This window comes from Parolsenella sp. LCP21S3_E11 (assembly GCF_052118165.1).
Taxonomy (GTDB): Bacteria; Actinomycetota; Coriobacteriia; order Coriobacteriales; family Atopobiaceae; genus Parolsenella.
Genome location: NZ_JBQKHS010000003.1, coordinates 78,681 through 103,589 on the forward strand (window position 1 = coordinate 78,681; position 24,909 = coordinate 103,589).

The following is a 24,909-nucleotide window of genomic DNA, read 5'->3' on the forward strand; positions in this document are numbered from 1 at the left end:
TCAAACCGCGCAACCAGACGTCAGGGATCCTGCCGCCACTACGTGGACTCCGCGCGGCTGAAAAAGGGACTGTCCCTTTTTCAGCTTCCACGGCTCGCCTCCCCTGGAGTTGACAAAGGGACTGTCCCTTTGTCAACTCGCACGCAAAAGCTGGGGGCCAGACCCCATCAAGGGTCACGAAAATGCCTATCGCATCGAAGTCAACCGTATCTAGCTGCGATTATTCATTCAGTCTTTACGTGTTGCTAGCACATTCGACCACGCTTCATGTTTTACAATTCCTCTTGGAGTATGGAATGGAAGGGCCATGTGCCCAGCAACGATCCAGGAGGGAGTCAGGCAGCGTGAAAATCCTCTTCTACGACGCCCGTGACTACGACCGAGATTCTTTCGACGCCCAACTCAAGAACTATCCCAACATCAAGATCGACTACATCGAGGCCGACCTTTCGCCCGTCACCGCCTCTCTTGCGCGTGGCTATGACGCGGTCTGCGCCTTCGTCAACTCCGACGCCTCCGCCATGGCGCTCGAGATCCTTCGCGGCTTTGACGTGAAGCTCGTCCTCATGCGCTCCGCCGGCTTCGACGCCGTCAACGTGCCCGTCGCCAAGGACCTCGGCATGACGGTCCTGCGCGTCCCGGCCTATTCGCCGGAGGCCATCGCAGAGCAGGCCATCGGCCTGGGCCTCTGCGCCGCCCGCCGCATCCACAAGGGTTACGCCCGCGTCCGCGAGAATGACTTCTCCCTCCAGGGCCTCCTCGGCGTCAACCTCCACGGCAAGACCGCCGGCATCGTCGGCACCGGCAAGATCGGCGCCGCCATGGTCCGCATCTGCAACGGCTTTGGCATGAAGGTCCTCGGCTATGACGTCTACCAGAACCCCTCCCTCGAGGGCATGGTCGAGTACGTCGAGCTTGACGAGCTCCTCCGCAGGTCCGACCTCATCTCCCTGCACTGTCCGCTGTTCGACAGCAACCGCCACATGATCAACGCCGACGCCATCGACAAGATGAAGGACGGCGTGATCTTCATCAACACCGCCCGTGGCGGCCTCGTTGACACCAAAGCCCTCATCGAGGGCATCCGCTCCGGCAAGATCGGCGCGGCTGGCCTCGACGTCTACGAGGAGGAGGGCGACAACGTCTTCCGCAACCGCTCGAACACCATCATCGAGTCCGTCACTTCGACGCTGTGCTCCTTCCCCAACGTCGTCATGACGAGCCACCAGGCGTTCTTCACCAAGGAGGCCCTCGCCTCGATCGCCAAGACCACGCTCGACAACGCGACCGCGTTCATGAATGGCGAAGAGCTCCCCAAGCCCGCTGTCGTCTGCTAGCAAACCCGCGCTGCCCTCCCCGACGAGGCAGCGCTTTTGATATCTAGCCCCTTTGGGCAACCAGGCGCGCGTAAAAGTCGCTCGCGCCGAGCAGGCGGAACCCCCATTCCGCCCCCGAATGTCAGGCATGGGGTCCGGCATTCGTCACGCGAAAGGAAAGAAATGCAGTCCAAGAAGACCAAGATCGTCTGCACCATGGGTCCGGCCACCGAAGACGAGGCCGTCCTCGCCGAGCTCATCAAGGCCGGCATGAACGTCGCCCGCTTCAACTTCTCCCACGGCTCCCACGATTACCACCGTGCCGGCGTCGAGCGCGTCCGCAAGGTCTCTGCCGAGCTTGGCATCCCCGTCGCCATCATGCTCGACACCAAGGGCCCCGAGGTCCGCACCGGCGTGCTCGAGAACGGCGAGAAGGTCCACTTCGAGACCGGCGACAAGACCATCATCACCACTGATGACGACGTCATCGGCAACCACGAGCGTTTCTCCCTCGACTTCAAGAACCTCCCCAACGAGATCAAGCCGGGCGACCGTATCCTGATTGACGATGGCCTGCTTGAGTTTGACGTCGACTCCATCGACGGCACCGACATCCACTGCACCCTCGCCAACTCCGGCGACCTGGGCGAGCGCAAGGGTGTCAACATCCCCGGCGTCGACATCTCCCTCCCCGCGGTGACTGACCGCGACCGCGAGGACATCATCTTCGGTTGCGAGGTCGGCATCGACGCGATCGCCGCCTCCTTCATCCGCGACGGTAAGGGCGTCGAGGAGATTCGCCAGATCTGCCACGAGCACGGCCGCGACAACGTCTCGATCTACCCGAAGATCGAGTGCGCCCTCGGCATCGAGAATTTCGACGACATCCTGGCCCACGCCTCCGGCTGCATGGTCGCCCGTGGTGACCTCGGTATCGAGATCCCGCCCGAGAAGGTGCCGCACGCGCAGAAGGAAATGATCCGCAAGTGCAACGCCGCCTACAAGCCGGTCATCACCGCCACCCAGATGCTCGACTCCATGATCCGCAACCCGCGCCCGACGCGCGCCGAGGTCAACGACGTCGCCAACGCCGTCATGGACGGCACGGACTGCGTCATGCTCTCCGGCGAGACCGCCGCTGGCAAGTACCCGGTCGAGGCTGTGAAGATGATGGCCTCTATCTGCCGCGAGACCGAGCAGTTCCTGCCCGAGCGCCACAGCTACCACGAGCGCGGCGGCGTCCGTGACGTCAACGGCTCCATCGGCTTCGCCGCTGTGACCACCGCCAACCGCGTGGGCGCCAAGTGCATCGTCGCCCCCACCGAGAGCGGCCGCACTGCTCGCCTCATCTCCAACTTCCGCCCGAAGCTGCCTATCTATGCCGTGTCCCCGCACGATGAGACCGTCCGCAAGTGCTGCTTCTACTGGGGCGTCACCGTCCTTCCCGGCACCGCCCAGGGCGCCATTGACGTGACCGTCCGCCAGGCCCTCGATCTCATCCACAAGAAGGGCCTCGTGAACGAGGGCGACCTCGTCTGCGTCACTGCCGGTGATCCGCACACCGCGCCGTCCCAGGGCGACTACATCACGTCCACGAACATGCTGCTCGTGGCGCAGGTTCCCTCTGGCGACGCAGCTGTCGCTGGCAACAAGCACGAGCTGTAAGCCTCGCACCAAAGAGCCGCAGGCGGCTAGCGCAAAGCCACTAGGCCAAAAGCCGCGACACAGGTCGCAACGCGAATCAGTCGCTCCCAAGTGACAACAAGGCGCCCCGAGCCATCAGGTTCGGGGCGCCTTTCGTGTGTCGAGCTAGCTGTTTGCGCGAACGCGCGTATGCAAGCGGACTCGACGCCTCTAGAGCTTACGGGGCGTGGGCTCCACGCAACGATGCGCATGAACCGCCTCAAGCGCCCTGGCCTGGCCCGCGGCGTCCCCGGCAAGGAGGGCCCTGCCATACGCGTCCGCGTCGAGAATGGCGATCTTGAATCGCTCGGGAGTGAAGCCATAGGGAGCGCGGCCCCACTCGTTGGTCTTTTGAGCGCGCTCGACGATTCCCTCAAGCGCATCCTCGCCGCACTCAAGCTCGCCCAGGGTAACCGTGAGACCAAGGGTGCGGTTAAGCGCCGCGTACTCGACGAGACTCTCTGTCTGGTCATCAAACGCCTTGAGAACGAGCACGCCAAACGAGACGACCTCTCCGTGAAGATGGCGCTCCGCGGCCTTCCCCATGCCCGTATAGGCGTTATAGAAGGCATGCGCCGTGCTCGAATTGAAGTAGTAGGTGCCCTCGGCGGCACCGAGGTTCGTCGTCATGTTCGAGACGAGGCCCGTGGAGACGATGATGTCGAGGACGATCTGCTCGAACTCATAGCTCGACTCACCCGCGCGCTTATCCGCGAGGGCCTTCTCGGAATAGTCGAGCAGCGGGCGCTCGCACGACACCGCGAGCGCACGACCCATGAGCGGTGTGTGGGGCAAGTCGAGGTCTCGGCTCGAAAGCTCGACCTCAGGCTGTTTGGAGAGTGCGTCTCCGATGCCCGCCCAGAAGTAGTCGTCAGGGCTCTCCGAGATGACCTTCGTGTCGATGAAGGAGTGGATGGGCGGCTCCTTGGGCAGGAAGTAGTTATCGACCGAGCCATCCTCCTTGTAGAAGACACCGATCGCCGTCACGGGAGCGCAGTTCGAGGCGACGGTGGGGAACGTGAAGAGGGGCTTGCCAGCGAGCTCCGCGATCTCCTTGCTCTCGTCGATGGCGCGGCCGCCGCCCATGCCAAAGACCATGTCAGCCTCGGCGACACGCGGATCCTGGGCGATTCGAGCAGCCGACGCGTGCGTGGACTGGCCGCCATACCAGATGAAGCCGAGTATCTCGACGTCCGTACCCTCAAGAGCGTCCGAGAGGCGCGGGCCGGCCTTCTCCATAGCGGTCTTTCCGCCAATCACGACGGCCTTGCGCCCGAAGCGGCGCGTGACCTCGGGCGCTGCCTTATAGGCATCAACACCCACGGTGTAGCTGGGCAGTTAGTTGATAGTCGTAAGCTCCATGCATGTCCTTCCCCCGATGATGACAGTCAAGACAAGCCCAGCCCTCTTGGAGAAAGGCGTTGTTGGGTATGAGAAATGTCGCCGTCAAGGATTAACAATCCCGGCGGCGACATCAAAGGAGAATCAAAAGAGAGCGCGGCAAACACGCTGTTTATAAGGCCATTACCTCGTGCGAACGGAGCTGATCACGCAGCGGTTCGCGGGGAGCCAGACGCTACCCCACTCCACGGGTGTACCGTCCTCGAGGCGTACGAGCTGGTCGAGGTCAAGCACGGGAGAACGCTCGCCGCACTCGAGCCAGCGGCCACGCCTCTTGCCCGCGGCGCGAGCGCTGTACGTCATCTCCGCATCCCCAACGGGCTGGCCACTCGTGCGCTCGACGGCATCGAACAGACCCTCGCGCTCAAAGTCGACGTTCTCGAGACCAGGGCACGGCTCAAGGTTAATGCGGCTCTCGATGAGCATGACGGGCTGCTCCGCAACGGAGCGGACGCGCATGAGGTAGAGAAAAGTTGACCCCTCCGCAATGTCGAGGTTCTGCGCGCAGACGCGGTTGGCACGGTCAATGCGCTTCTCAACCACACGGGTCACGTACTCGATGCCCTGCTCGTTCATAGATTCCGCGAACGAGTGGAGCTTGTTGCCCGAGGGACGAGCCATGACCGGCTGGATCACGAAGGTGCCGCGACCACGCTGTTGAACGAGCAGGCCCTCCTCGACAAGTGAGCGAATGCCCTTCTGAACGGTACCGCGAGAGAGGTGGAGCATGGCCATTAGCTCGTGCTCGGACGGGATGCGTTCATCAACACCCCACTCCTTGGAATAAATCTTCTCACGAACATAGTCTGCTACCTGCACGTAGAGCAGCGAGGTGTCCTTCTTCTCGAAGTCAGCCATTGCGTGCCTTCCCATGAGTGCCAAGCGCCCGGCGTCAGGAGCGCTCTACGGCTCCCAGCAACTTGACTAGTTCTGACTGAAGTGTAACCCCGAAGTTGAACTCCACGCAATTGGTTAGGCCAAAATTACACGACTAGTCAACCAAACTCTACCTGCGGTTTTAGTAGTAGTTCTTTATTGGGCAAGCAAGCGTATACGCAACAGGAGACGTAATACTCAGGCAAGTAACGAATGGTCAACCTCGCCAGAAGCATGTCTTCAAATAGACGGGATGGTCAACTTCGCCGTGGACGGGATGGTCAACTTCGCCGTAGACGGAGTGGTCAACTTCGTCGTGACAGACGCGCGGAACCGGGCCAATAGCCCTACGCCGAGACGCGCCTCGCGTAGTCACTCAGGCGCTCGACGAGCAGCTCGGTCGCATGCTCAAATACCTCAAAGAAGAAATCGCTGGTGAACAGGCTGTACTCAGGTGTGCCATCAATATGGTTGCGCTGGTTATCCTCGACAATGCCGCGCGCCACGTCAACGGAACGCCTTACGTCCCGCTCGCGGAGCGCATACTGCGGAAACTCCGCCGCCTGGGCAAGCACCGCGGCGGTTGCCTCGCAGGTCAGCGTGATGGGCAGGGTACGCCCAAACTTGTCGAAATCTCCCTGTTTGCGAATGCGAGTCGCCTCGCCCGTTGGCACGTGGTAGCGCTCGAGCCAAGCATGCGTAGCCGTGTTATAGACGCTGTCGCAGAGCAGATGCGCCCAGGCACCCAGCACGACGTCGCTTGCACGATAGTCAGGGTGGGACAGGCGCTTCGCCACCTCGTTGTGCGCTGGCTGGCTAGCCGGAATGATGAAGGATCCACCCGCACGGGAGATCCTCACGCCCTCCTCCACCGTAATGGCAGCAGGGCCAATGGGCACATCCGCAGGAATCTCGAGGGTAGGCTCTACGTAGAGATCCCAGAACTCGCGCTCGCGAGGAATGGGGATGGCACATGGGTCCGCGAAGTGGGTGAGCGCATACGGCAGAATGCCGGAAGGATGCGGCAGCATATAGCCTACGTATACATCTGGCACATAGTTGCCAAACAGAAATGCATCGACGTCACGGATGCCAAAGGAGGAGGCTGTCCCCTCCTTGAGCAGACGCTGAACATGGGCGGTATGTACGTTCCAACTAGGCATAGGCCCATGGTAGCACGCACGCGAAGGGGGCCGCCACAAATGTGACGACCCCCTAACTTTCGGGAATTCTATCGAGCAACGACGTCCGCGCCTATCGCAAGCCAAACGTCATCGAATCTCGGGTCTCGCTCCGTCGCTCTAGGAGCGCACCTCGCCGCCCGTAGAGGCACAGACCTTCTTCACGACCTTCGCGTGCGCACGCTCGACCTCCTCGCTCGTGAGCGTGTGGTCGTTCGAGCGATAGGTGAGCTGGAAGGCCATCGACTTCTTGCCGAGGCCCACACGCACCGGGTCACGATAGACGTCAAAGAGACGGGCGCTCTCGAGCAGCTTACCGCCAGCGCTGGTCAGACGCTGCATGAGGGTCTCGCACGTGACGCTCTCGTCAACGACAATCGCAAGGTCGTGCGTGATGGCGGGAAGCGTGGGCACGTCGACATACGGCAGCTCGCGCTGGGCAAGACGCAGGAGATGCGACTCGGAGAGTTCGAAGGCAATGACGTCCGCGTCAATGCCAAAGGCATCGAGACTCACGGGATGGACGTTGCCCACCCAGCCGATGAGCTCGCCGCCGGCATAGACCTCGGCCGCGCGACCAGGCTGCAACCAGGTGTACTCCTCGGCATCAGCCGGCTTGAAGCGAACCTTCGTGATGCGAAGCGCGGAGAGCAGACGCTCGACGATGCCCTTCGCATCGAAGAAGTCGAGCTTCTCGTGCTTCTGGTTCCAGCCGTCCTCGCCCCAAGCACCGGAAAGCACACCGCAGACGTAGCGGGGCTCGTCGGGAAGCGTGCGCTTCGCATGACCAAAGAACACGCGGCCCTGCTCGTAGAGGGCGACGTTCTCGACGCCGTGGTCGAGGTTGTAGGCGACGGAGCGGAGAAGGCCCGGGAGAATCGAGCGACGCATCTCGGAATTGTTGGCGAGCAGCGGGTTCATGATGCGAACGGGCACGCCACGGCCAGTCTCGGTGATCTTTGCACGCTCGAGGTCACCGTCTTCCGCGAAGCAGTAGGTAAAGGTCTCCGAGAGGCCGCAGGAGCGCAGCGTGCGACCGATGAGCTGCGTGCGCCGCTGATCGACCGTGAGGCCACCGTGGTGGTTCTTGGCGCCGGGGAGCGTCGGCTCGACGCGGTCCATGCCCCACAGGCGAAGGACCTCCTCGATGAGATCGGCCTCACGGGTGAGGTCCGGGCGAGAAGTGGGCGCCACGACCTCGAAGTCATTGCCGCCCTTCTGCGGAACGACGGCGCAGCCAAGGCGCTCGAGCAGGTGGGAGATCTCCTCGTTGGTGATGGGGGCTCCGCACACGGCGCGGACGCGATCGCCGCGAAGGGTGATGCAGACGGCCTCGACGGGAACGGGATAGACGTCAACGCGGCCACGGCAGACGGTGGCGCCACAGCAGCTCTCGAAGAGGGCGGCCGCGATGTCAGAGACTTCCTCGCAATTGGCGGCGTCGACCTGGCGCTCGTAGCGAATGGAGGCCTCGCTCATGAGGTTGAGATTGCGACTCGTGCGGGAGATGTGGCTCTTGTCAAAGCAGGCACTCTCGAGAAGGACGTCAACGGTGGTGTCGTCAATCTCGGAGTTGAGGCCACCCATGACGCCGGCGAGGGCGATGGGGCGCTCGCCGTCGTCGGTGATGACGGCCATGTCGCTCGTGAGCTTACGCTCCTCGCTGTCGAGCGTGGTGAGCTCCTCGCCATCGCGAGCGGCGCGGACAACGACGTGACGACGGCCGTCGCGCTCGGAGAGCTTTCCGAGGTCGAAGGCGTGCAGCGGCTGGCCGGTGAGGTACATCACGTAGTTGGTGACGTCCACGACGTTGTTGATGGGACGGCTGCCAGCGGCGATGACGCGACGTGCGAGCCAGTCCGGGGACGGGCCGATCTTAACGCCACGGACGACGCGGGCCACGTAGCGAGAGCAGAGCTCGGGAGCGTCGATGCGCACATCGACGAGGTCAGAGGACTTGGGGCCCTCCTCGTGCTGAATCGCAGGAAGCTCGATGTGCGTGTCCTCGTCGAGAACCGCGCCGACCTCGGTAGCCATGCCCACATAGGAGAGGCAGTCCGGACGGTTGGGCGTGATCTCGCAGTCAAGAACGGTATCGGACAGGCCACGGTACTCGGCGAAGTCCATGCCCACGGGAGCGTCCTCGGGAAGGATCATGATGCCGGAGTGGTCGCCACCGAGACCGAGCTCGCGAGCAGAGCAGTTCATGCCACAGGACTCCACGCCACGAAGCTTGCTCTTCTTGATCTTGAAGTCACCGGGGAGTACCGCGCCAATCATCGCGACGACGATCTTGTCGCCCTCCTCGAAGTTCTGGGCACCGCAGACGATCTGCAGCGGAACGGGGTTGCCGTCCGCGTCGACGTTCTTGACGCCAACGGAGACCTTGCAAAGCCACATGTGGTCAGAATCCGGGTGCGGCTGCTTCGAGACGACCTGGCCAACGACGACATGGTCGAGATCGGCACCAACGCGCTCGATTGTCTCGACCTCGGTGCCGGTGCGGATGAGCTCGCGGTACAGGACCTTGGGATCGGCCGGAAGGTCGACCATGGAGCCGAGCCACTCATATGAGATGCGCATGTGAATACCTTTCTATAGCGCAGAAAATACGGGGTTAAACCAGGGTTTTCACAGTGCCCGAGATGGTCGCGAAAGAGGAGCGAAGCGTGCCAAGGCACGCGAGCGACGGTTTGAGCGGCCAGATTGGGTGCTGTGGAAAGCCTGGGGGTTAGAACTGGGAGAGGAAACGCATATCTCCCGTCATCAGCATGCGCAGGTCAGGCAGGTCGTAGCGGAGAGCGGCGACGCGCTCGGCGCCAATGCCGAAGGCGAAGCCGGTGTACTTCTCATGATCGATGCCGCAGTTGTCGAGAACGTTCGGGTCGACCATGCCGCAGCCGAGAATCTCAAGCCAGCCGGTGTTCTTGCAGAAGCGGCAACCCTTGCCACCACAAACGCCGCAGGACACGTCAACCTCGCAGGAGGGCTCGGTGAACGGGAAGAAGTGGGGACGGTAGCGCGTGGCTCGGTCCTTACCGAACATCTCGCGGCAGAAGTAGTCGAGGGTTCCCTTGAGATCGCCGAAGGTGATGCCCTCATCCACAACGAGGCCCTCGATCTGGTTGAACTGGGGGAGGTGGCACGCATCGGGCGTGTCGGGACGGAAGACGGTGCCCGGGCAGATCATGTAGATGGGCGGCTTCTGAGCCTCCATCGTGTGAGCCTGGACGCCGGAGGTCTGCGTGCGCAGGAGGATGTCAGACTCGCCGTTGGCGTGGACCTCGGAGTGATCGAGGCTGCCAGGATTGTTGTCCTCGACATAGAAGGTGTCACGGGCGCTACGGCTCGGGTGGTCGAGCGGCGCGTTCAGCGCGGTGAAGTTGTAATAGCTGGTCTCAATGTAGGGACCGTCCTCGACGGTGTAACCCATGCCGCAGAAGATTTGCTCAATCTCCTCGATGATCTGCGAGATGAGGTGCTGCGTGCCCACGGACGGGACACGACCGGGAAGCGTCACGTCGACCGAGTCGGCGGCGATGCGCGCCTCGAGGGCCGCGTGCTCGAGCTCGTGCTTGCGCTCCTCGAGGGCGGCCTCGATGCGGGAGCGCACCTCGTTGGCGAGCTTGCCCACCTTCGGACGGTCCTCCGGAGAGAGCTGGCCCATCTGGCGGAGGACACCGGTGAGAGAACCTTTCTTGCCCGTCACCGCGACGCGAACGCGGTCGAGCTCGGCAAGGTCGGCGACGCCGCCGATGCCCTTGTGCGCCTCGGCCTCGATGGCCTTGAGGTCGTCAATGATCGTCATGCCTTTCATGCCCCTTTCGTTCGCGGGCTCGCGCCCGCCTTCCTTGGCGAGAGTGCGCGACAAAAAAACCGCCCTCGCTCGCCTTCTTGCGAGCAAGGGCGGATGAGTCTCCGCGGTACCACCTTGCTTGGCCGCCGGATGTCTTGCCCGACGTACCCGCTCTTCTCCCCGTCTCGTGGGGCGGACGGCTCCCCTACTTGCGCGTACGTTGACGCATGGCGCTTTCAGTTCGCGGCTGGTGGAGTGAACTCTGGCCGTCAACCTTGGAGGGACCTCTCAGCCGGTGGGTCCCATCTCTTATCCGCTGGCGACGCGACAGCCAAACCTCTCCGTCATTGCCTAAGGAAGAATATTAGCACAGCTACGCGCGGTGCGCCCGTGGCACAGGGAGCTTTGGCGGCGCGGCGCGCGTTTGCGACCCGGCGCGACGCGCGGCGCGGTCACGGCATGCGATTCGATCGCAGCGCTCGCGGCACGCGAAGCGTTTACGGCGCACCACGGGCCATGCCTACGCCGATAGCTCCCACTTCGACCACGCCTCGCCATCGTCGCCCGTGAAACCCCAGGGCACGTCCTCTCGCGCGCTTCCCCGTGACAGCGAGGAACCCGCCGCATCCATGAGCCGCGCATGCAACGCCGCCCTTTCCGACACACGCTCGAGGGAGTCTAGCTTTGCGTTTCGCCTCCTCATTGGACGCCCGACGCCCTTGGCGAGGCATGAGCCGATCTGACGCCCCAGCAGCTCGGCGCGCTCGCACGTGGACAACGTGAGCTTAGTCGCCGAGATGACTGCGATTCCCATTGCCTGGATATCCGCGACACGGGCCTTATCCCTCTCCACCTGCGCTTCTTCGTTGTGATAGCCGCCATCGTATTCCACGTCGAGCAGCTCCGGCCAATAGACGTCGGGCGTGAAGGTGTCGCGAGCGACAAGGTGCCGCATGCTCGGGGGAACGGAGATCTCCGCGTTCAGTATCGGCCTCGGATACCCGCGGCCCCCGCGCTTCGGCGGCAGGCACTGTTCGAGGGCGATCACGGCCTCGCGCGGGGAATACGCGTTATCAAGGACCCAAGGCACCGCCGCGCGAGCGGGGCGCGAGCCCGTCATGCCCGCGCATGACTCGATATAGCGTGACAGCTCCCGGGAACTCGTCACCGGGTCGACGAGGAACTCGCAGGCAGTTGACGCGTCATCCATTCGCGTGTGCGCGTAACGGCCGGAGAGTTCGATGCCCAGAAGCACGAGCTTTTCAAACGAGAGGTCGCGCGCTTTCAGGAGGAAGTAGCATTCGAAAGACGGGGCCAAAATGCCCGGCGCTATCTCCAGGAGCGTCCCTTTCGGAAACTCCTCCGGAAACGTCGAGAACTCGAATCCTGGAACGCGATGCCTGAGGCGGGCATCCGTTACGGCAACGTGGAGCGGACGGTCCTCACTGACGTCGATGAGGCTTGCAAGCTGGCCTAGGTTGATCGAGAGAAGGTCACTCATCCGGGAGGCGCATCGGTCCGGCGGGAGATGGCAGATGTCGGTCGGCCGGGCGAGAAGCCTGCCCGAGCGGATCAGCGGCATGACAACGTCAAGCGACTTCCCAGCAAGCACTATCGCCTTGTCTGTCATATGGCTCCTCCTCGGGCGCGACCGATGTGCCATCCCATGCGCGTAGACCATCGAGCCGCACCCGCACGACGCTTCGTTGAAGTGAGTGTAAGCGCCCCTAGCCACAGAGCCCGAAATCTGACAAAGACGCGGTCCGGTTACCAATTTGCTCGATTGACGGTACGCCCAATTGAGCCTCTCGGCAGCCGTGGTAGGCGCTTTCGCGCATAGCCTCCGGCGCGGCCACCCTCTCCCGAACCGACCATGTGGCAGCTTCCGATTTCAGGAGGGCTGCCTCATACGTATGGACGCAAGCCAATCGCTTACGCTAAGCATCAGAGGCAACCCACGCAGCCCGCAAGAAACTTGTGATTCCCCTACAACGGCGGTCATACGTCTGATTTCGGCATAATTTGGGGCTTGCCACCGCCACGCGTACAAAGGATTTGAGATTCTGCGGCTGAAAAACGGCATTTTGGCCCTCGAATCTAATATCTCACTCTTGCCATCACAAATAAAACCCCAGTTGGCGGTTGCTCATTGCTTACGAAAAGGCAAAAACGAGCCGCAGAATCTCAAATTCGTTGTCAGGCTCCCCCATCGTAACCGCAATTGGCCCTCCACAGACCGCCTTCCGGCCCATTTCGGTCTCGCGAAAGCCGGAACGACTCGCCGACCAGGCATCATGCCACCAAATACGGCGGAAGGACATTCGAAGGAGAGCCATTCGGTCTCGCGGATAGTCGGAACGGCTCGCCGACACGGGCTCCGTCCCGTCTGTCTACGGCGGACATTCCCCTTCTGCTCGCGATCGTCCCAACTCGACTCGCTCGTAAGCAGCGATTTAGGAGAAGAGGGGCGCGCGGCTTTGCCACGCGCCCCTCTTGGTGTCTTTGAGACTGTCGGCCTCTAGTCCACGCGAGCCGAACCCTACTTCTCGCTCGAGGCATCATCCGCATCTGCAGTGGTGTCCTCGCTGGAATCAGCCTGCTCGTCAGCGGGCATTGGGGCCTCCTCATCGGAAGCCGCCGCGTCCTCGGAACTGATGCCAAAGACGGACATGACCCGGTCGAGATGCTCCTTGGCTCGAGCCTCATCTCCCTTGTTCTCGTACTGGAGAGACAAGAAGTAGTTGAGCCTCGCCTTCTCGTCCGGCTCCGCATCCGCAAGCTGGTGCTCCATCTCGGCGATGTGCGCGAAGCTGTTCTTGAACACGATGGCGAACGTCTGGCGCGCGTCGCGGAGCAAATCCTTGTCCTCGAAGCTCTCCATAAGCTCAAGCACGTGCTCGGCACCCTCGCGATCCTTCTGCATCTCGTAGAAGTTCATCGCGCGAGCAAGCACCAGCCGACGTTGCACGTCGGTGCAGCGCATACGCAACAGCACGTTGAGCTCGGCCTTCTCACCCTCGACATCCTGCATTGCCTCAAAACCGTTGAGACGCATGTAGTGGAGGTTGAACGGCGGAAGGCCCGTCTTCGCCGCAGCGCCATCGAGGGTCTTGATCATTCCCTCGAAGTCCCCCGCCATGAATTGGTCTTGTGCCTTTGAGACGGCACGACCCCTGACGAGCCTCCCCGCGACGCTGCCGAGAAGGGCCACGATAACCAGAACGATCCCTAGCGTCCTCACATCCATAAGGGCAACCTACTCCGCGGCGTAGAACTCGCGCATGTCGTCGACCATCTGCATGAGGGTCGGGACATCGGTGTATGCCATGTGACCGCAGCCATAGCGGTGGTAGGTGATGCGGCTCTTGAGCTCTGCCGGGAGGAACAGCTGCGACATCGTGTGGTCCATGTTCCACCAGGGAGTCGCGGCGTCATAGCGGCCACCGAGGATGGCAAGCTTGGTCGTCGGGCTACGACGGAGTGCCGTGGCGATGTCGAACGCGAGGTTGGGAGCGGCGGTCTTGGTGTCGTCCATGCCGGGCTCGTCGTGGACCCAGTTCCAACCGATACCGATCTCGCTCCAGACGGACAGACGGTACTCGGCGGGGTTGACGTAACCAAGCGTGCTGCGGAGGAAGCTACGGAACGCGCCGTACCAGACCTTCTCGAGAGCGTGGGACGCCGGATCCTCGCAGGCGAAGTAGAAAGTGTTGCGCTGCACGGGCAGCGTCATGGTCTCGGTGTAGCGCATATCGAGACGGCCACACATCAGGCCACGGTCGCGCACGATGTTCGCGCGGAAGTCCTCGAGCTCGATGCGGTTGTTGTGAGCGAGCAGGAAGTCCGCGGGGATGCCGATGTAGTGCTCCATCTTCTCGGCGATGCGGCGCTTCTCCTCCGGGTCGATGCGGTCGCCCTTCATGAGAGACGGGGCATACTCGTTCGCGGTGAACTCGCTCGCCTCATCGAACCACTCGTCAACGTCGACGCCCTGGCCCGTGACGCCAAAGTGCTGGGCCGTCGAGGCGAAGCTCGGGAGCATGCCGAGGTAGTACAGGTCATTGCCCGGCAGGTTCTGCGACCAGTCAAAGTACGCAGAGAGCATCACGACGCCGGCCAGCGGCACGCCAGCCTCGCCGAGATAGCGCATGAGGACGGAGGAGCGCATGGTGCCGTAGGACTCACCATAGATGTAGAGGGGGCTGTCCCAGCGGTTGTTCTCATCAAGCCAACGAACGATGGCACGGCAGAACGTACGCGCATCCTCCTCAAGGCCGTAGACGCGCTTCTTGTCATAGCCATCAGCGACGAAAGACCAGCCGGTGCCCAGAGCGTCCAGGAACACGAGGTCCGTCTCGCGCAGGAGCGTGCCAGGGTTGTCGACGACCTCATAGGAGGCGCTCGCGAACTTCTCGCCATCGCTCACGACACGCTTCGGGCCAAGGCCACCAAAGTTGATGGGCACGGACGCGGAGCCCGGGCCGCCGTTGTAGGCAAACGTCACGGGGCGCTTGGAGGAGTCCACGGCCTCGCCGTTAACGCTGGAGGCAACGTAGTTCACGTTGAACATCTTGCCCTCGAGCACACGCTCGGGGTCATAGATGTCGAGGTGACCAGCGGCGGCGGCGTACTCGATGCGCTCGTCGCCATACTGCCAAACCAAGCCCTCGGTGCGCTTCGCCTCGGGAACGGCGTTGGCGTCAGTCGCAGCGTCCATACCGCAGCAGCACTTCTCGTCAGTCATTTACTCCACCCCCAGCATGTCGCAGAGCGACAGCATGTAGATTTCCGCCGAGTGAACGATATCGATAACGTCGACATCCTCGTTGTAGCCGTGGATGCCCTCGTTGTTGGCCGGGCCAAACTGGATCGTCGGGGCGCCGAGCGCACGGTAGTGCGCGGCGTCAGAGCTCGCCCACTGGTAAGCCGGCAGGCACTCCTCGTTCCAGACGTCCTCGATGTTCTTCTTGAGGCTCGTGACCAGCTTGGACTCGTCGTCGGTGTAGTTGCCCTCGGCGATCCAGTTATAGCTGGCCTCGACGCCCTCGACACCGCTCTTGGCGATCAGGGCATCGACCGCAGCAACGACTTCCTCGTGCTTGCAGCCATACGGCAGGCGAACGTCGACGCTGCAGGAGGCAAAGTCCGGCACCTGGTTGATCTTGCCGCCACCCTGAATGATGCCGACGTTGGTGGAGCAGTGGTCGATGACGTTGCCGACGCCCGGGGTGCCGATCGTGCGCTCGGCGATGGTGCGCGAGTTCTTGACGGCGCGAGCCTGGGACTCGTCATAGTGACCGGGAACAGCGGTGATCTCATCGATGAAGGGGATGACCTTCGCAAGCTTGTTGATGGCGTTATCGCCCTTGTAGTTGCCGGTCGAGCCGTGGCCGGGCACGCCATGAGCGGTAAACGTGAGGTGGAGGATGCCCTTCTGACCAATCTCAATCGTGTCGTGGCCGGTGGGCTCGCCGATCATGACGGCATCGGCGCCGTCGGCATAGCCGTTCTCGCAGAACCACTTGGTGCCAGAGCCGGCAATCTCCTCATCGCAGACGACGTGCAGACGGATATCGCCCTTGAGGTTAACGTCAGCCTCGTTCAGCATGGCCATCGAGAAGAGCAGGACCGCGAGGCCGCACTTCATGTCGGAGGTACCGCGGCCGAGCATCTTGCCGTCGCGGATCTCGCCGCCGAACGGATCGAAGTCCCAGCCATCAAGATTGCCGACGGGCACGACGTCAACGTGACCGTTCAGGACGACGCGGAAGCCCTCATCGGAGCCAATGCGAGCATAGACGACAGGGTAGTCCTCGCCACTGTCCGCAACGAGGCGCTCAGACTCGATGCCGTGCTCGGCAAGGTAGTCACGAACGAACTTGATAGCGGGCTCCTGGTCATCAATCGGGCTCTGGTTCTTGATCTGGATGAGCTGCTGGCAAAGCTTGAGCAGATCGTCCTGGTGAGCAAGTACAGCCTCGTGAAGCTGCTCCTTCGTAACCGACACTTCGGTTCCGCCTTCCCTCAAGGCATGCCGGTCCACGGCACACCAGCCATTAGACAAACGCAAGACTTGCAAACAAACAGAAAGGGACCAGCCGGAAACGACTGGCCCCAAGATAATAGACCTACTCCGCGACCTTATCGTGATAGAGGAAGCACGCGACGCGATGATTGTCCTCCACCTCCATGAGCGCAGGACGCTCGTGGTGGCAGCGCTCCGTGGCGTTGGGACAACGACCGGCCAACGGACAGCCGACCTGCTCGCCAACCGGGCTGGGAATCTCGCCCTCAAGTTTCATCTCGGGATGACGCTCGAAGGGATTCTCGGGCGGGATGGCCGAGAGCAGAGCCTTCGTGTAAGGGTGCAGCGGGTTCTCGTAGATGCTGTGGGCAGGCGAGATCTCCATGACGCGGCCGAGGTACATGATGGCAACGCGGTCAGAGATGTGCTTGACCACCGACAGGTCGTGGCTGATGAAGATGTACGTCAGGCCACGCTCGCGCTGAAGGCGACGGAAGAGGTTCAGGACCTGGGCCTGAATCGACACGTCAAGCGCGGAGACGGGCTCGTCGCACACGATGATCTTCGGATCGAGCGAAAGGGCGCGAGCAACGTTAATGCGCTGACGCTGGCCGCCGGAGAACTCATGCGGGTAGCGCTGCAGGTGCTGGATATCGAGGCCGACCTCCTTCATGAGGTCGAGGACCTTCTGCTGGCGCTTCGCGGCATCAGGCTCGATGCCATGGATGACCATCGGCTCCTCGATGGAAGCCGCCGCGGTAAAGCGAGGATCAAGACTCGAATAGGAGTCCTGGAAGATCATCTGGAGATCCTTGTGCACAGGCTTGCGCGCAGCACCCTTAAGCTTGGAGATGTCCTGGCCGTTATAGATGATCTCGCCGCTCGTGGGCTCATGGAGACCAACGATGCAGCGGCCGAGGGTCGACTTGCCACAACCGGACTCGCCGATGATGCCGAGGGTCTCACCCTCATAGACATCAAGCGAAACACCGGACAGCGCATGAAGCGTCTGAGGCTTGCCGAAGAGGCCGTCGCCGCGAAGACGGAACTCCTTGTTAAGGTTCTTGATGCCAAGAATCACATTATCGTTGGCCATTTAGTTCGCCTCCCCACGAACGAGGCTCTCCTCGCCGTTCTGCCTGTGGCACGCCACGAAGTGGCCAGGCTTGACCTCGACCAGCGGCGGAACCTCATGCTTGCACTTCTCACAAGCGTAGGGGCAACGGTTGTAGAAGTTGCAGCAGGTGCCGGTGAGCCTCAGGTCGGGCGGAACACCCGGAATGGTCTTGAGATCGGTCTTCGCCTTATCGGAGAGCTTGGGCATGGAATCCAGCAGGCCCCAGGTATAGGGGTGCAGCGGATTGGCGTAGAGCTCCTCCATGGGGGCATACTCGCAGGTGCGGCCCGCATACATGACCATGACGTCATCAGCCATCTGCCAGACGATGCCGAGGTTGTGCGTGATGAGGAGAATGCCCGTGTTGAGCGTGTCCTGAAGGCCCTTGAGCAGGCTCAGGACCTGGGCCTGCACCGTCACGTCAAGGGCGGTGGTGGGCTCGTCGGCGATGATGAACTTGGGGTGGCAGCTCATTGCCATGGCAATCATGACGCGCTGACACATACCACCGGAAAGCTCGTACGGATACGAATCCATACGCTTCTCGGGGTTGGGGATGCTCACGAGCTTCAACATCTCGATAGCACGCTCGCGCGCGGCCTCCTTGTCGAGTCCGTCATGCAGGCGGATGTTCTCGATCATCTGGGTGCCAACCTTGAACACCGGATCAAGGGCCGTCATCGGGTCCTGGAAGATCATCGAGATGTCCTTGCCACGAAGCTCGCGGAGCTCCGCCTCGGTGGCATGCACAATGTCCTTGCCGTCGAACATGACGCTTCCGCCCTCGATCTTACCGGTCTTGGGCAGAAGGTGCATCAGAGAGCTCGAGGTGACGGACTTGCCGGAGCCAGACTCACCGACGATGGCAAGCGTCTTGCCACGATCGAGCGTGAAGCTCACACCGTCGACGGCCTTGGCTACGCCGGCAGCCGTGTGGAAGTACGTCTTAAGGTCATGGACCTCAACAAGATGCTCCGAGACCTGCTCGGTAGCCGCGCTGGTCTCGGTAGCCTGAGAGTTGTTCTCGCTCATAGGGCCTACCTCTTCTGCTTCGGGTCGAGAACGTCACGAATACCGTCACCAAACAGGTTGAAGCCGAGAACGGTGACGAGAATGAACATGCCAGAAATCGTGGCGATGTGAGGAGCACCCTGCAGGCAGCTCTTACCCTCGGAAAGAATCGAGCCCCAAGAAGCGGTGGGCGGCTGGATGCCAAGACCGAGGAAGGAAAGCGCGGCCTCAGAGATGATCGCGCTGGCGATGTTGAGCGTGAAGTAGACGATGACCGGGCTCATGGCATTGGCGAAGATGTGCTTGAAGAGGATGCGAGAGGGGCTGGCGCCAATGACGCGCTCGGCGTTGCAGTACTCTTCGTTCTTCACGACATGGACCTGACCGCGCACGACACGAGCGAAGTTAGGCACGTTGGCAACGCCAATCGCGATGATCACATTGATGGTGCCCTGACCGAGGATGGTCATGAGGATAAGGGAGAGCAGGATGAACGGGAACGCCATCATGCCGTCCATGATGCGCATGATCACAGAGTCAACGATGCCGCCGAAGAAGCCAGCGACGAGGCCAAGCAGGATGCCGACGATGGCACCGAGGATGGTTCCGCCGATGGCGATGAAGATCGAGATGCGCGCGCCATAGATCACGCGGGAGAGAAGGTCGCGGCCATAGGCGTCAGTGCCAAACAGGTGGCCTCCCACTCCGGGAGCGGCAAACATGTTGCTGGTATCCGTGGCGTTGGGGTCACACGGAGCAAGCAGAGGCGCAAAGATGGCGAGAATCACCATCACGACGACAATCGCAAGGCCCACGAGCGCCATCTTGTTACGAGCGAGTTTGTGCCAGGCGTTATTCGCCTTACGCTCGCGCTCGAGCATCTTGAGCGTTGCCTCGTCAGAAAGGCTAGCGCCAGTAGCGTTATCTGCCATTAGTTGCTACCCCCCTCATAATTGACCTTGGGGTTGATGACCATGTAGACGATGTCAACAACGAGGTTAACGAAGACGAAAACGACGGCGGAGAACAGAACCACGCCCTGAATGAGCGAGTAGTCACGGCCGTTGACGGCATTGACGATGAGCGTGCCAAGGCCAGGCCAGGAGAAGATGGTCTCCGTCAGGATGGCGCCGGCGAAGGCACTGGCGAGCTGAAGACCCAAGACGGTCACGATGGGCGGGAGCGCGTTCTTGAAAGCGTGCTTCCAGATGATCTTGGACTCCTTAATGCCGCGGGCGCGGAGGGCCTTGATGTATTCGCCGTTGATCGTCTCGAGCATGCTGGAGCGCGTGATGCGGGCGAACGTCGCCGCGGGGATCGTCGCCAGGCAGAAGCACGGCAGGATCATGTGGCTAATGACGTCCCAGACGCCCTTCGACATCGCGCCCATGCCCATGGCGGGGAGCCAACCAAGATTCACCGAGAAGGTGAGGACGAGCATGAGGCCCAGCCAGAAAATAGGCATAGACACGCCAACGAGGGCGAGCACCATGAAGACGTAGTCAAAGATGGTGTTCTGCTTCACGGCGGACACGACGCCAATAGGCACGCCGACGAGAAGCGCGAGCACGAGGCCCGTAAGGGTGATCGAAAGCGTGGAGGGAAGCCTGCTCAGGATGATGGGCATGACGGGGCCACTGTAGGAGTACGAATAGCCGAAATCACCGTGCAGGATACCAACCAAATAGTTGATGTACTGCGTAAGCATGGGCTCATCGAGGCCCATCTTTACTCTCATCGTCGCAATCGCATCGGGTGACGCCTGCGGACCCAGCATCTGCGCCGCTGGATCGCCCGGAATCATGCGCGTGAGGACGAAGGTGATGGTGACGACTACGAACAGAACCGGAATCGTCTGGAGAATCCTCTTGAGGATTGTCTTTGCCACCTTTGCAACACCCCCTGAGCGGAGTCTGGCGGGAACTTGTGCCCGCGTAACCATGTGATGGGGGCACGGCTCTGGGCCATGCCCCCATCATTCTTAACTGAATGAAAAACTCTAGTTACGCCGTCTTGGAGAGGTTAATCTCGCTGGAGACGATGGTCGTCTTGTTGTCGGCGCGGCTCTGGAAGCCCTCGACCTTCTTGGTAAGGCCGGTGTTCACGTACTCGGAGCCATAGACGAGCATCGGGTCATAGGAGACGATCTTCTTCAGGGCCTCCTTGTAGTACTTGGCGCGCTCGTCCTGATCCGTGACCTCGAGGGCCTTGTCGAGCAGCTCGTCGACCTCGGAGTGGCTGAAGCCAGCACCATTACCAAGAGCGCCAACCTCAGAAGAGCTGAACAGCTTGTTGAGGAAGAAGTAGGGGTCCGGGTACCAGGTCCAGCTCATGCCGTAGAGGTCAGCCTTGCCGGCGGAGGCGGCGGCGCTGAAGGTGCCCCAGTCGCTCGGGTTGATGGTGAGGTCGATGTTCAGGTTCTCCTTGAGGGACTGCTGGAGGATGGTGGCCATCTTCACGCGAGCCTCGGTATTGGAGATGTACATGTTGAGGGAGAGGCCATCGGGGTAGCCAGCCTCGGCGAGGAGCTTCTTGGCGCCCTCGGGATCATAGGCCGGGACGTCAGCCTCGACGGACTCGTCATAGCCCCAAGAGCCCTTGGGCAGGGGCAGGACGGCGGTCTCAGCCTCGCCGTAGGGGTAGACGCCCTTGACAAGATCGTCACGGTTGATGGCCATGAGGATGGCCTTGCGGACCTTCTGGTCAGCGGTGGGGCCGTTGACCTGGTTCATGTAGACGTAGGCAACGTGAAGCGCCTGCTTCTGATCCATGATGAGCTGGTCGTTGTTCTTGATGGTCTGAATGGACTCGCCCGTGAGAGAGGTTGCGATGTCGATCTCGCCCGTGGACAGGCCGTTGGCAGCCTGGGTCATGTCGGTAACGACCTTGATGGTGACGCCGTCGAGGTTCGGCTTATCACCCCAGTAGTTATCGGAGCGAGACAGGTCGCTCTGCTGATCCTTCACGAACTGGTCGAGCTTGAACGGACCAGAGCCCACGAGGTGGTCGCCGAAGGCGTCACCCCAGCCCTCGACCTCTTCCTTCGGGACGATGACGTTGCCGGCATCCGTAAGAGCGGTGAGGAACGAGGCGTTGGGGGCCTTCAGCACACACTCGACCGTGTGATCGTCAACGACGTTGCAGTGGTCGAGCATGTCAAGGCGGTTCATCGAGGACTCAGTCGCAGAGCGCTCGAGGGAGTACTTGACGTCCTCGGCGACGACGGCGCGACCCTCCTGATACTGGCCAGGCTGGAACTTGGCGTCATCGCGGATGGTGAAGGTGTAGGTGAGGCCGTCGTCAGAGATCTTCCACTCAGTGGCGAGCTGGGGAACGATCTCGGTGAGGTCGATGTTGTAGTCGACGAGGTTGTCGCAGACGTCCCAGATGATAGCGGCCTCATAGGCGCCCGTGTACTTGACGGGATCGAGGTACTTGGGCGAGGAAGGCAGGCTGATGACGAGCGTGCCACCCTCGGCGCCAGCGCCACCGGAAGTCGAGCCGCCATCAGAGCTGCAGCCGGAGAGCGCGGCGCCCGCCATTGCCGCCGCAACGATGGACGCGCCACCGACGAACGAACGACGAGAAATCTTAAGGTTAGACATGGTTCCTCCCATTTTGGTGTCAGGACGCTAACGCCCTCTTGAAAAACGCGGATATGCCTGGAAACTGCAAAATCCTTTCCAGCCATGCAATTCGCTTCATAAAAGATATCTGAAACGGCATCACATTGAGCTAGCGATACGCGATGGTTTACTCAAGCGAAATACTGGACTGCTTTTGGATAAAACATTAAGTTTTTATTTTACCTTATGATTGTCTCTAATTAGTGTACATTTTCGTGTGAACGGCTATAAAAAAGCCGCAGACGGCAAACCGCTGTTTCACCGCCTGCGGGCATTTCATCACGCATATGTGAATAAGGCTCTTAGAGGCGACGTCGCCCTTGGGGATTCCCGCCCTGAAGCCCCTAGCCGATCGCGAGCATGTTATCCCAATAGGCAACGTCCTCGAGCGGCAGGGTATCCCAGAGGTCGAGGATGCGCTGCGGCAGGAAGCGGCGCTCCACCACGACGTCACCGCCATAGAGGCGGAACCAGTCCGCGTCCATGACGAGGTAGCCGTCAAAGCCGAAGTCGTCGCCCCAGCTGTTCTCGACACGCCAAGCCACGGGCTTGCCATCCTCGCCCAGCTCAACGCCCTGGAAGGCCATGCAGTGCGTCATGCCACACTCGCGGTCATCGATCATCTCGGCCTTGGTCTGGGAGAGGTCGACGCCAAAGGTGCCGTCGAGGTCCATGCCATCGAGCGCGAGCACGCCGGAGAAGTCCTCGTCCTTGCGCATGAGGTTCTTGTTGACGGCGCACATCATGAAGGCGGGGACGCCAGCCTTGAGCGACTCGACGGCAGCGTTCTCGAGATCCTCCATCGGCATGTTGAGGAAGCGGAGGCGCTGGCCGCCGATGACCGGATCGAAGTAGCGGATGCCATAGGCGTGCTCGTAGGGACGGGTCTCGCCCGGGAAGTTGACGAGCTCGACGTACTGCGAGAGGTCAAGCTTCACGTAGCGCTCGACAAACTCGACCGGGGTGATGCCGGCGTCGCGCAGGACGCGTCGCGGCTCACCGCCGTTGGCGGAGACGACATCCTCGACCTTGGAGGCGTCGACGTCGGCACCCTCGCCCACCTCAATCGCGAGATCGAAGGTCACGGGCGGCTCGCCCAGGCAGCAACAAAGGATCTGGTGGAACTCGGGCAGCATCTCCTGCTTCTTGGCGCGAAGCTCCTCGACACCGGCGCCATCCGCCGCCATCTTGCGCAGGATCGTGGCATCCTTGCGAAGGAGGGTCGTGAGCAGGGCGTTCATCTGCGCGGTGTCCTTGTTGCAGGCGGTGTCCGGCATGAGGGCCTTGGGGATGGCACCCCACTTCTTCACGATGTTGCAGCAGAAGACGAACTGGCCACCGTCATCGACCGGGGTGAGCATGAGCTGGGTGACCTCGCGGTCGTTCCAAGGCTGGTCCGCGGTGTCGATCATGTACTCGAGACGGGAGTTGCAACGCTCGAGCTTGTCATAGAACTGCACGTAGTTCTGGGAGAACTCAAAGTCATCGATATCGAGGTTGGCGAGGACCTTGGAGCGCAGGACGTTGAGCGTCGAGAACATCCAGCAGCGGCCCGAGTGACGCTGGCCGGTCACGGTCTTGGCGGCCTTGAGCGACACGCCAAAGGTGTCCTGGTAGTTGCGCGCCTGCCTGCGGTCGACGCTGGCCTCGACCACGCCGAGCGCGGTAACGGAGTTGCGCGCCACGCGGTTGGCACGCACGCTCGCGAAATTATTCGTGAGTTCGTTGACGGTAGAGAAGTCGAGCTCCTCGGTTCCCATGCATCCTCCCTTGTATGAAGACGCCGCACGATGCGAACGCCCCTGCCCTTTATCGGTTGACTAGCATAGCGCTTGCACACGTGAGGCGTTTATTGCCGTATGATGGTGAGCGTTGCGAACAACCTCTAAGGAAAGGCGACCATCCATGCTTCTTCGTCAGATGCTCGACATCTATGACCTCATCGACAAGCCCCAGGCCTCCGGTGAGGAGTGCGCCGCGCTCATCCGCAGCCACGGCATCACCGAGGTGACCGTCGAGCGCGTCAGCGGCGACCGTGGTGGCACTGACTGCATCAAGATCCTCATCCCCGGTTCCAACGGCAAGTCCTGCGGCGGCACCGCCCCCACGCTCGGCATCGTCGGCCGCCTCGGCGGCCTGGGCGCCCGTCCCGAGATGATTGGCGCCGTGTCCGACGGCGACGGTGCCGTCGCCGCCCTCACCGCCGCCCTCAAGCTCGCCGAGATGCACGAGAACGGCGACGTCCTCGAGGGCGACGTCATCGTTGCCACCCACATCTGCCCGGACGCCCCGACGCTCCCGCACGAGCCGGTTCCCTTCATGGACTCCCCGATCGACATGGCGACCATGAACCGCATGGAGGTCGACGAGCGCATGGACGCCATCATCTCCATCGACACCACCAAGGGCAACCGCATCATCAACCTCAACGGCATCGCCATCTCGCCGACGGTCATGCAGGGCTACATCCTGTCCGTCTCCAACGACCTCATGGACGTCATGACGCGCGTTACCGGCAAGATGCCCGAGGTCTTCGCCCTCTCCCAGCAGGACATCACGCCCTACGGCAATGACCTCTACCACCTGAACAGCATCCTGCAGCCCGCCACCGCCACCAGCGCCCCCGTCGTGGGCGTGGCCATCGCGACCGAGCAGATGGTCGCTGGCTGCGCCACCGGCGCCACCCACGGCACCGACGTGGAGGAGGCCGCCCGCTTCGCCGTCGAGGTCGCCAAGGTCTTTGGCCCCGGCGCCTGCAAGTTCTATGACGAGGAGCAGTTCGACCGTCTCCAGAAGCTCTACGGCGATATGAGCCACTTCCAGACCCCCGGCAAGTCCGAGTAGTCAGGCATACGCATCACTTGGCCCGTCGACCCA

At 61.7% G+C, this 24,909-nt stretch carries 18 protein-coding genes; 3 read left to right on the top strand and 15 right to left on the bottom strand.

Going from position 1 to position 24,909, the window contains the following annotated elements; all coding sequences use genetic code 11:
- Positions 1 to 344 precede the first annotated feature (344 nt).
- Together ACTQ1Z_RS04635 and pyk are read left to right on the top strand one after the other, a co-directional pair.
- Positions 345 to 1,337 (top strand): 2-hydroxyacid dehydrogenase, encoded by a 993-nt coding sequence (locus tag ACTQ1Z_RS04635; protein WP_293814269.1) that lies wholly within the window; start codon positions 345 to 347, stop codon positions 1,335 to 1,337.
- A 162-nt stretch (positions 1,338 to 1,499) separates the two neighbouring features.
- The gene (pyk, locus tag ACTQ1Z_RS04640; RefSeq protein ID WP_441859107.1) at positions 1,500 to 2,981 is read left to right on the top strand and encodes a pyruvate kinase; all 1,482 of its coding nucleotides are present in this window, start codon (positions 1,500 to 1,502) and stop codon (positions 2,979 to 2,981) included.
- Positions 2,982 to 3,170: 189 nt separating this feature from the next.
- Here pyk and ACTQ1Z_RS04645 read toward each other — a convergent pair whose 3' ends face one another.
- From ACTQ1Z_RS04645 to ACTQ1Z_RS04715, 15 genes are all read right to left on the bottom strand, one after another.
- Complete coding sequence (locus tag ACTQ1Z_RS04645) at positions 3,171 to 4,322, bottom strand: iron-containing alcohol dehydrogenase family protein (protein WP_441859108.1); 1,152 nt, start codon at positions 4,320 to 4,322, stop codon at positions 3,171 to 3,173.
- A gap of 201 nt (positions 4,323 to 4,523) precedes the next feature.
- Entirely contained in the window at positions 4,524 to 5,258 is a 735-nt protein-coding gene (locus ACTQ1Z_RS04650; protein WP_320680136.1) for a GntR family transcriptional regulator, read from the bottom strand.
- Between the two features lie 365 nt (positions 5,259 to 5,623).
- Positions 5,624 to 6,439, bottom strand: a complete 816-nt coding sequence (locus tag ACTQ1Z_RS04655; RefSeq protein ID WP_441859110.1) for a hypothetical protein — start codon at positions 6,437 to 6,439, stop codon at positions 5,624 to 5,626.
- Positions 6,440 to 6,577: 138 nt separating this feature from the next.
- Entirely contained in the window at positions 6,578 to 9,040 is a 2,463-nt protein-coding gene (gene pheT, locus ACTQ1Z_RS04660) for a phenylalanine--tRNA ligase subunit beta (protein ID WP_441859112.1), read from the bottom strand.
- Positions 9,041 to 9,188: 148 nt separating this feature from the next.
- Positions 9,189 to 10,265: a phenylalanine--tRNA ligase subunit alpha gene (gene pheS / locus ACTQ1Z_RS04665; protein WP_441859114.1), complete on the bottom strand. Its 1,077-nt coding sequence runs from the start codon at positions 10,263 to 10,265 to the stop codon at positions 9,189 to 9,191.
- Positions 10,266 to 10,773: 508 nt separating this feature from the next.
- Positions 10,774 to 11,883 (bottom strand): hypothetical protein, encoded by a 1,110-nt coding sequence (locus ACTQ1Z_RS04670; RefSeq protein WP_441859116.1) that lies wholly within the window; start codon positions 11,881 to 11,883, stop codon positions 10,774 to 10,776.
- 909 nt (positions 11,884 to 12,792) lie between these two features.
- Complete coding sequence (locus tag ACTQ1Z_RS04675) at positions 12,793 to 13,500, bottom strand: hypothetical protein (protein ID WP_441859118.1); 708 nt, start codon at positions 13,498 to 13,500, stop codon at positions 12,793 to 12,795.
- A gap of 9 nt (positions 13,501 to 13,509) precedes the next feature.
- Positions 13,510 to 14,997: a S10 family peptidase gene (locus ACTQ1Z_RS04680; protein WP_441859120.1), complete on the bottom strand. Its 1,488-nt coding sequence runs from the start codon at positions 14,995 to 14,997 to the stop codon at positions 13,510 to 13,512.
- Complete coding sequence (locus ACTQ1Z_RS04685) at positions 14,998 to 16,260, bottom strand: M20 family metallopeptidase (protein ID WP_441859122.1); 1,263 nt, start codon at positions 16,258 to 16,260, stop codon at positions 14,998 to 15,000.
- Between the two features lie 121 nt (positions 16,261 to 16,381).
- A complete protein-coding gene (locus ACTQ1Z_RS04690; protein WP_293814279.1) occupies positions 16,382 to 17,374 on the bottom strand; it encodes an ABC transporter ATP-binding protein in 993 nt (330 codons plus the stop codon).
- Positions 17,375 to 18,427, bottom strand: a complete 1,053-nt coding sequence (locus ACTQ1Z_RS04695) for an ABC transporter ATP-binding protein (protein ID WP_320680125.1) — start codon at positions 18,425 to 18,427, stop codon at positions 17,375 to 17,377.
- A 5-nt stretch (positions 18,428 to 18,432) separates the two neighbouring features.
- Entirely contained in the window at positions 18,433 to 19,338 is a 906-nt protein-coding gene (locus ACTQ1Z_RS04700; RefSeq protein ID WP_320680124.1) for an ABC transporter permease, read from the bottom strand.
- On the bottom strand, positions 19,338 to 20,294 hold the full coding sequence (locus ACTQ1Z_RS04705) for an ABC transporter permease (RefSeq protein WP_320680123.1): 957 nt from the start codon (positions 20,292 to 20,294) through the stop codon (positions 19,338 to 19,340). Before ACTQ1Z_RS04705 ends, ACTQ1Z_RS04700 begins: the two co-directional genes overlap by 1 nt.
- A gap of 115 nt (positions 20,295 to 20,409) precedes the next feature.
- Positions 20,410 to 22,011, bottom strand: coding sequence for an ABC transporter substrate-binding protein (locus ACTQ1Z_RS04710; RefSeq protein WP_320680121.1), 1,602 nt, complete (start codon positions 22,009 to 22,011; stop codon positions 20,410 to 20,412).
- A 365-nt stretch (positions 22,012 to 22,376) separates the two neighbouring features.
- Positions 22,377 to 23,792, bottom strand: a complete 1,416-nt coding sequence (locus tag ACTQ1Z_RS04715; protein ID WP_441859126.1) for an aminopeptidase C — start codon at positions 23,790 to 23,792, stop codon at positions 22,377 to 22,379.
- 145 nt (positions 23,793 to 23,937) lie between these two features.
- Here ACTQ1Z_RS04715 and ACTQ1Z_RS04720 point away from each other — a divergent pair, with 145 nt between their 5' ends.
- The gene (locus ACTQ1Z_RS04720; RefSeq protein ID WP_441859128.1) at positions 23,938 to 24,876 is read left to right on the top strand and encodes a DUF1177 domain-containing protein; all 939 of its coding nucleotides are present in this window, start codon (positions 23,938 to 23,940) and stop codon (positions 24,874 to 24,876) included.
- Positions 24,877 to 24,909 lie beyond the last annotated feature (33 nt).